The sequence below is a fragment of the Pseudomonas orientalis genome (assembly GCF_002934065.1).
GTDB lineage: Bacteria > Pseudomonadota > Gammaproteobacteria > Pseudomonadales > Pseudomonadaceae > Aquipseudomonas > Aquipseudomonas orientalis_A.
In genome coordinates this window covers 4,055,847-4,068,430 of the sequence record NZ_CP018049.1, presented here as the reverse complement: position 1 = coordinate 4,068,430, position 12,584 = coordinate 4,055,847, and the positions used below count along the sequence as shown (strand labels likewise).

The following is a 12,584-nucleotide window of genomic DNA, read 5'->3' as shown; positions in this document are numbered from 1 at the left end:
AAGATGAATGGGCCGGCGCAGCGGCCCATGGTTCGTCAGTCAGTCGTTTGGCTTGCGTTCAGCTCTTCATGGGTGTCGTTTTCGTCCTCATTGACGGTGTACCAGGCCCAATAGGTGGTACGCCGCATGAACCCCCCTGCAGTGAACGTCTGCGTCGGGCGTCCGAGGGGGTCATACAATTGCCGGTCGCTGTGGCCCAGCTCGCGCATGGAGTGATCCTTGACGTAGGCGTGGCTGTTGGCGAAGTAGGGGCGATAGACACGTATGACCAAGCCTTTGTTGTTGTATTCGACACGCTCGCTGACGCGCCAGCGGGGGTCGGCATCCACTTGGCGCAGCTTTTTCTTCGAGGTGCCGGATGTATCCGGCACCTCATCGACCAGCAGGTTGCCCTTGTCGTCCACCGCAAGGGCCTTGCCGGGTTCGGTCTTTTGCTTGGTCTGTAACGAGCGGCCGAAGCCATCCCAGCAGGTCAGGGTCATGCGAACCTGTTGTTCGGTATCGCCGGGGTAGCGGTCGGCTTGCAACATGAGCCTATGTACCGGCGTACGGCTGGCCTTATCGATCAACGCCTTGAGTTGTTTTTCACTGTCGCCGAGGGGCTGGCGACCACTACTCAGGCGCGCTCGCGCGCTCATGCGGATATGCCCGCTGGGGAGCAGATAGTCCTTGGTGATCCACTCAGGCTTGACGAGGGCCAAGTCGATGCTGCCCATCCAACTGAACGGGGCGTAGCAGTGCGCGCTGGCCATGTCTTGCAGCACGCTTGGCGCCTGTTCGATGGCTGATTCGGGCGTCACATTCTTGAGCGGGCGGTAGCTTTCCAGGGCGGCGAAACCCACTCTGAGGCTTTGTTCACGGCCGTAAAACGTGCTGGCGAGCAACTGCCCAAAACCGTCATAGAGCGCTTCTTGAATCGTGCCGTTCGGGTCGACGATTTTTGTAGGCAGCAGCAATTGATAGTCGTATTCGGCTTTGGTCACGCAACCGTCTGGGGTTTTTACCTGCAGGGTTTGCAGCAAGTAGGCGTCATATTGCAGGCTCGTTTCGCCGTGGGCCTCGGTGGCCCGCAGCGTCCTCAATCGATAAAACCGGCTGGGCTTGTCATAGCGGGGAAAGTGGCGGCGAATCGACCACAGTCGGTTTTCCTCGGGAGGCACCTCGCCGTCGAACAGAAAAAACATCGCCATGGTGTGATAACCGCTGTCGGTGAGCTTTTGCGTCAGGTCCACCTTGGGTTGGTTGGGCATGGCCGGAATGTCGTTGTAGACATGTAGGGCCTGGTCATCCAGCTCGGCGGTTTCCAGGTAGTCAGTCAATGCCTGGGCAGTGGCGACGCCAGGTTCCAGGGTTTTACCCGAACCACCGGCCTGCCGGTAGTACTGCAGCGACAAGCCGCTCAGTGTGCGGCTGGCCCCTGCGGCCAACGGCCCGACGCTGGTATCGATGAACACCTCATAGGCGATACGCGCAGGGTCCAGCCCGCCAGACACCGGCGCCTTGTCGAGCACCAGGGCGTTGTGTCGTTGGCGGTAGGGCAAGGCCAGGCACCACTGCTGTGCGTCGTCCAGATGAATGGGCTGCGCCAGCGTTTCGCTCAGGTAATAGAGCTGTTGCGCGTTGTCGTGGGTATCGCGCCACCAGCGCTGCTGGTGCTCATCCACCAGCACGGCGGGCGGCGGGCTGTCGGCGGTGGTACGGCGGGCATAATGCACGGTTACGCCATGCACCAGGCAGCCATAGGCATCCCAGCGCAGATTGATCTGGTGCTGGCAGACGGGATCGTCTTTCACGCCTTCATATTGATAGCTGATCGACTCCAGGACCAACGGCAGCAAACAGGCGTAGGGCGTATGGGCACTCGCCGGCGCCAGTTCACGGACCAGATACCGCTGTTGCGTGACTGCATAGGGCACGGTGCCTTGCGCCGGGTCCGCTGCTGCCACCTCCACCCGTAGCACACTGCCGCTGAGTGCGCGTGCCACTTCGCGTGCGAGCAGTGGTGCAGGATCGCTGATCAAGTCGTCGTGATGATCCAGCGGCTGTGCCTGAGCTGTCCCCCTGTAGCGACTGACCAGCGTGCGGCCGGGAGCCTTGGCGTGCAGGTCGTGAGTACTATGGCCGAGGCTGGGCATGTCAAGGGATTGCCCGGTATGAAACCAGGTTTTGCTGAGCACGGGGGCGCTGGAACCCGGGGCGTGGGGGGCATCCTTGCGGCTGTCGGTGTCGGTTTGCAGCAACAGCCCAAAGCCACGAAACTCACGGTCCACGCGGTCGTAATAAGCCTGACGATAGCGCATGCGCTGGGTCAGTTGGTTGCCGGTAATTTCGTCTCGTTGGGTGTGTTGGCTGACCAGCATCAGCGCAAAGGGTAACTGGCTGATAGCAGGCTGGCCCTTGGCATGCAGCTCGCGTTTTTCGTCCAGCCACTCCTGAGCACTGCTGCGATATTTGATCGCAGCCTGGGCGCCCATGTTGTTGTCGGTGCGCATGAGTAGCCAGGGCTTGTGGCTGAAAAAGTCATAGCGCCAATGGATGGGGGTCTGGTGGGCGGCGGTCAGGATCAGGCTAGGGCAGCCACGACCGCTCACGTCGACGATGTTGACCTGACAGTGGTCGTCATACTGCACACCCTCTGGCCACGGGACTTTGATCGCCTGTGCCTCGAAGCCGTTGCCGCCTTTATTGAGGAAGATACACAGGTGGGCGGCGCTCAAATACAGCAAGTCCGTAGCGCCACCTCCATTAAGGTCGACGAGCAGTACATTGGCTGACTTGAACGTTTCATAACGCAACGGCAACGTAGCCAGCACAAACCCTCGGGCAAAGCGTCCTCGACCCAGGTTCGGCCAACATTTCACTTCGTTATGCCGGATACGCACCAGATGCTGTTGGCCCGTGGCGAGTACATCGCTGAACGCCACCAGTTCGTTGGGCGAGGCGGAAACGATCGGCAAAGCGTCGTCGAGCGTATGAGGCACCTCGATGGCGGGTTCGAAGCCTTTTTTTCGGCGATTGGCATACAGGCGCACGCTACGGGGGCCGATCATGGCAACGTCAGGACGCCCCGCCCCCATCAAGTCGGCGAGTATTCCCTGGGGATGGAAAAATTCCGACGGGAACGCATCGAACGGCGTGAAGGTTGACCAGTTGCGCTGCTCGTCCAGGCTGAAAAAGCCGCTCATTCCTGGGTGGGCAACCAGCCAGTCCAAACGGCCATCACCGTCCACATCGGCCAGCGCCTGGTGGATGGGCCGGGTGCTGTCGGCGACCGGCACCCGCGCCAACTCCTGGGCCGCGCCGTAAATCACCGCGTCGCTGGGTTTGGTGTGCTGCGGCCTGAGCGGTTCACGGTAGTACCAACTCTTGTCAGCGCGATACAACACACCGGGTATGCCTTCGCCATACAGATCGACCAGTTGATAGCGATCGCTGTCATGCAGCCCGGGCAGCGAACTGAAGGGCTTATACCCGCTCTTGTCCACCTTGAGCCGGCTCGATTGGTAAAAACACTCCAGCGGCGGGCGGCTCACGCTATTGCCCGCGCTGTCGAAGGCTTGCTCATGGACCCCGCTCAACAGGCTGACATGGCTGGATGTGCGGTATTCCAGTAGCAGGCGCCTGGACAGCACAGGGTCGAGACCCATTTTTGTTTCTTTAGGGAAGTGGTGAAACATCAGAATCTGGCTGCAGCGGCGCAGGGTGCGTAACTCAAAGCCAAAGGCAAAATCCGAGCAGGGATCGGGTCGTGTCGGCCACTCCAGGATTTTCTGATACGTCGGCCGCTTATCCAACTCAAGGTCACGTTCGCCATAGTCAAAGAGCAACTGAAAGTGCCAACCCATGCCCGGCTCATCGTCGGTCTTCCAGAGGTAGAGCTGTTCCTGCTCCTTGGCGGTGAAGTTGCCGTAGCAGACGCGCTCCAGGTAACGCTGGGCTCGACAGTCCCTCGGGTAGCGTGAGGGATCGGTTTCTTTTTTGTAGTGATAATAAATGTGTTCGCCGTGGGTATTCAGGCTTTCCTGCAACAACCATTGCGCCACATGGTGCGGGTGGTCCGGATCGGCAATCCGGGCCAACGGGGTTTTTCCGTAAAAGTGCTGACTGCCATTGGCACTCTGTATCAACCAGAAGCCGGCCGTGTCGGTTGCCGATTGCCAGTGTTCGATACGGTCGAAGCGGGTCTCGATCCTGGGGAAGTGGCGGGTCACCGTATACGTGGTTGGCAGTGCCAAACCGTTGAATGAGGCGAGGCGGCGGCTGCTGATCGCCCCCTCGGCATCGCGTTCCGGTAGCCAGATTTGCGCGTCGGGGCCCACCAGCACATCGTGCGGCGTGTACGCTGGCACGCCATGGGTTGTACGTCGGCTGACGGCGCCAAGAGGCACTCCCCAGCCCAGGCCGAAGGGGCCGTTACCGGCGCCGCTTTGGTAGGTCAGCGACATGGCCGGCGCGTAGCCGCGCGCGGGGGAGATCGGCAAGGGAATTTCAAAGGTGGCCATTCCGCTGGCACCGACATCGCCCCAGCCTTTGCCGGTGCCTTGAATGGCAGCGCCGCCTTTGGGCAGGGCCGGGGTATTGACCTGGAGGTTGAGCGTATCGTCGTTCATGCCTTGCCCCCGCTGGCAGCCGGCACTCTGGCGGTGTAACGCAGGTGAATGACGATATCGTTGATCGATTCGAGTAGGGCTTTTTGCTGGGTGTGATTGGGGAATTCCAAGGTCCAGTCGGAGATGGCCCCGGTGTATTCGAAGGGCAAGTAGCGATCGTGACTCTCAAAGTTGAGGGTGAACAGGCCGTTGTCATCCAGGCCGGTGGACAGTGCGATTTGCTGATGGGCACGCATGTCGCGGCGCCGCTCGCCTGTGGGCAATACGATTTCGTTGTTGGTCTGGGTCAGTATTGCCTTAATGTCTTCATAGGGGCCTAACGTCGCGGGCAACGACACGCTGATGCCTTTTATTCGACGCAGGATGTGGTGGGGATAATCCTCTTCAAACAGAGCCTCGGACAACTTGAAGCACAGCGTGCCCTTATCGACCAGTTGCTGTTTGTGCCTCGCCCAAGTGCCTTGCATACTCGATGATTGAGTGCCGGTTGTACCGGTTGTGGTCGTGGTGACTTCGCAATCGATCATGCGATGACGCAGGGAGAGGGTCTTGACGATCTCCAGGTCCCGCACGTTATGGTTCACATAGGCCGCATTCATCTTCAATAGCGACAGCTTCAGGGCTTCACCCGCCAGGTAGCCGCGGTAGTTATTGTTCCAGGCACCGGGCTGGATAAACGTGCTCGCATAGTCTGCGACTTCGTACTGCCGGCACGCTTGCGCGGTGCGGCACAGGGAAAGGCTCAGGTCATAGACTTGGTAGTAGAACTTGCTCAGTTGTACATTGAGCCACTCATACAGTTGTGCCCTGGTAAAGCGCTTGGCCAGCAATTGATAGTTCGACCAGGCCTGGGTCAGGGAGGTCTCGGCCAGGCGTAATTGCAGGCGCGTGGCTTTTTCCTGCTCGGCATAGGCTTGTAACTGGGCATCGACCTGGGCCAGTTCGAGGCGGGCCTGATCCTGGGCATGCGCCCATTCTTGCTCTCGACGGTTGAATTGCTCGGAACGATCCAGGTCTGCGGCAGTGCCGCGCAACGCCGTCGCGACGCCTTGAGCCAAGGCTTGGGCGGCATAAAACGGGCCCTCCCAGCGCGACCCGCCGGTACTTGTACCAAAGATGTTCGGCGCGATCATCGCGATGCCGGCCGCGGCGGCGGCGGCGGAACCTGTGGCCTCGAATCCGCTACTGATCAGGTAGAGTTGGCCTGCGTGCGCTTCTGCGGGGCTGATGCCTTCGGTGAGCAGGCGTTCGTAGTGGCGCATCCGGGATTCGATCATGCTACGACTGGCGCCGAGTGCCTGGCGGTTTTTCTCGTCGAGCAACAATGCCTGGTGTTGTTGGGTGACGACGATATTGGCCAAGTCCCAGGCTTGTTGTTGCTGCAACTCCAGGTATTCAGCCTGTTCCTTGCGCTCAATCAGGCTCAGCATCGTATTGCCGAATTGAATCACCGCCTCGGTTGCCGTGAGCGCGTGGCCCAGCATGATCTGGAAGCGATAATGGCCGACTTGCGCGTCAATGAACGGCGCTGCGCCTCCTTCACCGAAGGCACCGCTGCTGCGGCTGGCCAACAGTTTCAGAGGTGAGAGCGGGCTTGCGTACAGCGACAGGCGCAAGGGTTTGCCAGTGATATCGAGATTGTACCGCAGGTTATGCAGGCGACTTTCGAGCTTGTCCCAGCGCGCTACCAGCTCGGTGTTGAAGGGTAGGCGCAGATTATCGGTGTCCGTGAGCGAAGCCAGTGTGGTGCCTCCGGTCGCAGGGTTGACATTGATGGGTGGGTTTGTTTGCTCCAGTGCTACCAGGGCTTTAGAGCGTTTCGTCGTCAAATTTTCGAGGGTGATTTCATTCCACGGTTCAGTGGTGGTGACACGGGGGCGTGGCCCGAGAAAGTGGTTGGCTCGCGTGTACCAGAGTTTGGCCTGGGTCAGGCTGTCGGGGGTGAGCTGCCGATAGGCTGCATCACCACGATTGAGCACTATATCGAGATAAAGCAGGTAGATTGCTTTGCGAAAATGCACCGGTGAGCGAATCGCCAGTTTGTGTGGGTCGTGAGTGACTGAACCGGGAAGCGGACCCGTACGAACGAGCTCGTTGAACCCCCAAAATGCAGGGCGCTCGCTGTACTTATCGGCCAACCGCCCTGGGTCGAAGATGTATTTGAGCCAGGTTTGGGCTTCGACATACTGCTGCTCCTGATTCAGGCGGTGGGTAACCAGCCAGGGCACGTACAGGAACAGCTCCCAGAAGTACTTGCCGTGAGCCCCGTTAAAGTCAATGTCCTCTGCTGCTCCATCTGGCGTGAGTGGAGGTTCTTGCCACGTCTTCGGCGTTAACGAAAACAAATGCTCAAGACTGACATTGGCCTCCTTGACCAGATTGCCGGCAAAACAGGTATTCATGCGCAGGCGGGGGGGCGTGTCGGCAGACGGGGTGGAGGTGCTCGTCGGGAAATCAATAAATTCGGCGGTGCCGAGTTTTTCCGATGTTTGTCTTTTGATCGTCGGCGCCAGTTGTTGATTGAACGTTGTGCCAGAGGTGGAAGGGGCCAACGTCAAGGTGGTCGCTTTCAGGGCATAGCCGAGAATTGTCGAGTCGTCTTCTTTGGCAGGCTCAAGCGTCGCCACCCCATGTATCAGGGTGATGCCCGACGTTATTTCCGCCGTTGTCACTGGAATACGCGCCGTGACCCGATGCCCGGTGGGTAATTCGGGATTTGATCCGGTGAGGCTTTCGTGGGCAGTGTCCTGATAGTTGATGATTTGATGTGAGTTGGCATTGATTTTTTCGGTGAATGGATAGTCTTTAAAATTGGCTCTCATGATGATGTGCTTATAGACACGTAAATTAGATGTGCTCACGTTGGGCCTTTTGATGGTCAACGTATTCTGTGCGTGCAACGACGTTTCTTTGTTCGGTTCTGTGTATTTTCTGTAGCGGTTAAGGGTGACCTGGATGGAGTTTTTTGGACTTGTGTATAAACTGATGAACGCATTCTTGTCGATATAATTATTTTCCAGCGAGACGGTTTCCCCGTCTTTGGAGTTAGCGCTAATGAGTAACCCGTTCTCGATATGTACAGCGTTGGGGAACTCGTCATGCGTGACCGTGTTTTTAAAATAAAGAGCGTAAAAATCAGTGTTTAACTCGTCAGTTGAGCCGGTAATGTTAGAGCCACTGGTCAGTTTAAGCTGAGTGGCTTTCGGATCATCCAGTGCGTCTTCTACTCTCAGTGTGATGATAATATCCTTAGGGCCTGCTTTTGTTAATGTGACGCTGTACGATTGCCGGAAATTTTTATTGAGGGTGGAAGTAAATACGAGTTCATTGGTGTTTGAATCAAAAGAGACGTCACGTGTTTCTGGGTTTTTTATTTTTTCTCGATTTTTTTCAAAGTTCCAATGGTTGTTGTTTTCGGTAATTGTTTCCTCCTTGGGGGAAATCGAGTGCTTGTTTGGGGGCGTCACCTTGAACTGCAAGTTTCCTTGGTTTTTATGAGCAAAGAACGTGAGGTATTGTCGGGCGGTGTCAGGCAGCAACTCACTGTAGTACCCACTCACGCTTTGATCTTTGCCTTTAACTACAGCCTGCACTTTTGTCTTCTGCGACGGATCGAAGTGTTCCAGGAGTCGGTTTATCTCTTCCTCCGCCTTTGAGCCGGGCAGCACGCTATAGCGCTCAGGGCTGCCGCCATCGGCGATGGTGGTGATGTTGAAGGACTGGTCGACGTGGACAGCCTGGAAAAACTTTCCAATAAAGTTCTCCTGCTGTTTGGGGTCTTTGCGGCTGGTAGCCAGCACACTTAAAAACAATACCGGGGGGCCGTTACTGTCGACGATAGCTACCGTCTGCGTAATGGTTTTCAGAAAGGCAGAGGTCAATGCGTTGACGTCTTCGGTGGCGCAGTGCTCCTCAATACAGGCTTTGGGTGCGCTCCAACTGCCATCGTGCTTTTTATAAGAAAAATTGAGACGAAATTTGACGTAGCGGCTGTTGATCCATTCGGGCAGCTGTTTTTTCTCTGAGTCTGCTTGCGCCGGTGAAACGGAACTGGTGGGGGCGGGTTTGATGCATTCGGCCCAGATGAAAAATAACCGGTTATTGAAGTACACCGGCCGGATACTTTGCTCGGCGGTGGCGTCGGAGACCGACAAGTTGATTTTCTCCCAGTCTGACCAAGCGTCCTGAAAAGGTACCGGCCCTGCGCGCTTGGACAGGTCGAGGGAGCGCCAGTAATAGGTGTTTTCGGAACTCGATTTACCGACGAAGTAATAGGTGCCGCTATGCAGCTTGCTCAAGTCGGCGTCGATATAACCGTTGATCGTGCGTATGTTGGCGGTTTCCTCGAACCTGGCCAGGTAATTGTGAACCGCCGTGGTGACGGTATCCGCTTGAATTCGATACTGGCTCAGGTCGTTTTCCAACTGTTCAAAGCTGTCGGTCTTGTCACGCCGTAATGTCGGGTCCAAATAGTTGGCGGGGTGATAGCGCAACTGCTGGTTGGCGTTCCAGAGCGCGTAGGTGTGCAACTGTTCGCGCCATAAGGTGTCCTGTTGCGCGGTCATGCCCTGCTTTTCATAGCCCGGTTCCAGGCCGAGCTGGATGCGCGTGATGTACTGCTGCAGGCTGGAGATGGCACAGGCTACCGGACTGGTCGGTACGGCTTGGCTGACTTGTACGTCGAGCAGCCAGTATTCGTAAAGATCGTCCGCCTGGGTGATTTTTTCCTTTAATTCGGGAGGTACCTTGTAGGTCAGGTAGTACGCGAGCATGGCGTCGCGCAGGCTTTCATTGAGCTGTTGATTAAGCGAGTGAGACATGATCAATCCTTGAGCGGGTCGAATGTGAGTAGGGTGTGAGTGGGTTATGGATACGCACTTGTGACCGCCTCACCGACGCTCTTCCAGTCAGCCAATGTAGAGTCGGCTTTCAGTTCGCTGGCTTTGATCAGCATGTTGGCAGGCAGGCCTGTGTCGATGCTGGCTTGGCGGCAGCGCATCACCCAGTCCAGGCGGTTCATTGAGGTAATGCGTGGAGGTTTCAGTTGGCTGCTGAAGACATCGATTTCACTGGCACTCCAGCCTAAAAGCTGAGCGAGACGCTCGTTCGTTTCTTCACTGGTGTTCTGCGCAGCGCCGTTGGGCAGGGTATTGGCTTGTTCGAAATAGTTGAGCAGCTGCTCTTCCGTCAGGCCGCAGTGGTGGATGCAATGTTTGAACTGCTGCATGAGGTAGAGGTTGTAGGGGGTCAGTTCAAGCAGCGAAGACACCTTGTACTGCTTCGTGAGCCAGTGCGGATTGACCAGGAACTGGTGAAGTGCTTGTGGGCTGAGGGGCAGTTGCAGAATATCGGCGGCGTGAGGTAACCGCAGTATCAGATAACTGAGGGTTTGCAGCGGCGCAGCAGCGGGGGCATATAAACGCAGGAAATGCTGGTCATTGTCGTATTTTTGATAGCCGTTGGCATTGCTTGGCGCATGGAGGACGGCTTGGATGATTGCTTTAAGGCGTAGATATAAAGCCCACAACTCATCACGCGCCGTGCTCAGCAGTGTGTTGAGCTTAGGCTTCGCTTGGTCGATAAAGTGTGTCGTACGGTCAGGCACAGTGCTGATTTGAACGGAAGAGAGCACTTGATCAAGCGCTGTCTCGATGCTGGTACTGGGACGCATCCGTTGCAGCGCCGTATAGGCCAAGGATTCCCAGTCAACGGCGGGTAAACGACCTGTTTCATCATCGGGTTGCTGAGGAAGATCAAGCCGGTGCAACGCGTCGGAAAGAGACGCTTGGTCATAGCTGGCGAACTCCTTCAATAGCTGATTGATGATCGGGTCCTGGACCTGGCGATCCAGCAATAGCTGGCGTCTGAGCAGCGCCAGGCTGCTGCCGTTTTCTTTAAACCAACGGCTGGCCCACTCCAGGTGCATGAGCATGTCGAGAAAGTCATTCGTGCCCTTCGGTTTGTTGCGCAACGTTGGGTTGCGCAACTGCATGAGGAAGTTCGCATTCCCGAGCATTTGCACCAACTGTCGGCATTCCACGACCGATAACCCGAACAGGCGAGCGATTCTCGCTTGCCGATAGATCTCGCTGACCGTCTCGATCGTACGGGTTGCAGGCTTGTTGGGGTTGATCAGTAGTTGAAGCGAATCCTGGGTGTCTTGCAGGCCCAACCCGGCGCAGAGCTGTTGCCGGGTGGTACCGTCGAACGTAGCGCTGTCCAGGTACAGCGGAGGCAGGGCGGAACCCGTGCGATTGAATACCTGGTCGAACAATGACACGCGGTCGCCTGAGGCATGAACGGGTAATTGATGAAGCAGGGCGGCAAACTCTTCGGCTTGCAACGTGTAGCGTTTGCTCAAAAAGCAAAAGACCCCCAGCGCCCGGAGGGTGTTATGGGTGATCAGCAGCGTGCTGTTGCGATGGCCTTCGCAGCGCATGGCGCTGACTATCAGGGTGTCCAATTGCGCGAAAGGCACGCCGAGCCAGCGCTGTAGACGAATCATGCGTTGCAGCCTGTCAAAGCGCTCAAGGCTAACGCCGGTCAGCTTGGCGTTGACCAGGTTGATAGCGGGTGTGGTCGTGCCGTTGATGTAGCACGCACCGTAGGCGAGGCCGGGGTTTTGCTTGCAGTTAGGCGATAGGCGGGGTGACTCAGTCTGTTGTGCAAGCAGCGCCTGAAGTTGGTCGGCATCCAGTTGGGTATGGTTCAGAAAGTCAGTGAGCTTCTCTGGTCCTGTCAGATCTATCGTCCAGTTGTAAAACTGGAGATGGAACTTTTTCACCTTTTGCTCCTTTTCCTCTTTTTCCACCTCTGTTTCGGTGACCCATTTAGCTTTCAGCATTGTCTGTTGTTGAGGGCTCAACCCCGATAACTGACATTGGACTTCGTTGTTCTGTTCGCCGACCTGCCCGTAAGTGCTGGTTTCTCCCGCCAAAGGCAACTGACGACTGATGCGATAGTTCAACTCACCCAACGCCGGCTTGTCGCCCGACAGGCCCTGCTGGCATTGCTGATGGTGCAAATGATAGGGCAGAGAAAACGGATACCAGGTTTCACTCAGCACCCTATAGGTATCTTCTTCTTTGGCCTGCGCGATATTTTTGAGCAGGATCTGGTTGACGATCGACAACATGGGAACCTGGCTCGAAACGCTATGTTGGTTGATCACCTGGTCTTTGAGTTCCGGGCGTCGCTGCGACAGCTTGAGCGCGTTTGCGTCCTTGGTATTTTCTTCCAGCTGCAGGGCGAACAAATAGAGCGCCCGCAGGTAGGCAGTCGGTGAATCGAGCGCTGCAATAGACGAACTGGAGCAGAACTGGTCCCACTTTTCCTTGAACAAGGCGTGGTAGGTCGCGCTGGTCTCGGGGGGCAGACTGCGTTTATTGCGCGGTGAAGAAGGGGGGGACGAGACTTGCTGTTCGCGAAATAGCGTTTCCAGTTGCGCGGCGGCGCTCTGGGCCTTGAGGTACACCGTGTGGGCATCGTCATCGTTGTACGTTGCCAGTTGCTCGGCAAAGGCGCTTTCGGACAATCGCACGATGTCCAATACCGAGTTGAGGTTGAGGCGCCGCAGGGCGGTCTTGAAATCATCCCGACCCGGGGCAGGAGGGCGTGAGTGATCAATCAGCTTGGCGAGCAAGGGGCTGCTGTCGGTTTGCATGTTCATACGTTCCTTCACGCCCGCCGAGGGCGCCGGCGGGCAATGAAAAACGCTATCACGCAGGTTGACGGGGCCAGGTATAGGTATTTACAGGCGTCGTCGGCGCACGCCGGTTGAGGTGCCCATACACCGATACCACCTCTGTGCAAGACATGGGCCCTAGGCTTTTCTGACCATTGTGCAACTCAGGCCATGTGATCATGTCTGCTTCACTTCATCGAAATACGCCCTCGCTTGTAGCATTCGACCCCCGTGGGTTGACGGTCCGCAGTGTTGCTTATCTGCGCGCTACCCCCCAGGCTGCGCCGACG

The 12,584-nt window shown here is 57.0% G+C and carries 3 protein-coding genes; all 3 read right to left on the bottom strand.

What is annotated here, in order from left to right; genetic code table 11:
• Positions 1–35: 35 nt before the first annotated feature.
• Genes BOP93_RS18185 through BOP93_RS18175 form a run of 3 tightly spaced genes read right to left on the bottom strand, consistent with a single transcriptional unit; the run spans position 36 to position 12,273 of the window.
• Positions 36–4,610: a SpvB/TcaC N-terminal domain-containing protein gene (locus tag BOP93_RS18185; protein WP_104503957.1), complete on the bottom strand. Its 4,575-nt coding sequence runs from the start codon at positions 4,608–4,610 to the stop codon at positions 36–38.
• Positions 4,607–9,430, bottom strand: coding sequence for a neuraminidase-like domain-containing protein (locus BOP93_RS18180; protein ID WP_104503955.1), 4,824 nt, complete (start codon positions 9,428–9,430; stop codon positions 4,607–4,609). The genes BOP93_RS18185 and BOP93_RS18180 overlap by 4 nt, the downstream gene beginning before the upstream one ends.
• Before the next feature lie 44 nt (positions 9,431–9,474).
• On the bottom strand, positions 9,475–12,273 hold the full coding sequence (locus tag BOP93_RS18175) for a Tc toxin subunit A (RefSeq protein ID WP_237140371.1): 2,799 nt from the start codon (positions 12,271–12,273) through the stop codon (positions 9,475–9,477).
• Positions 12,274–12,584: the final 311 nt, after the last annotated feature.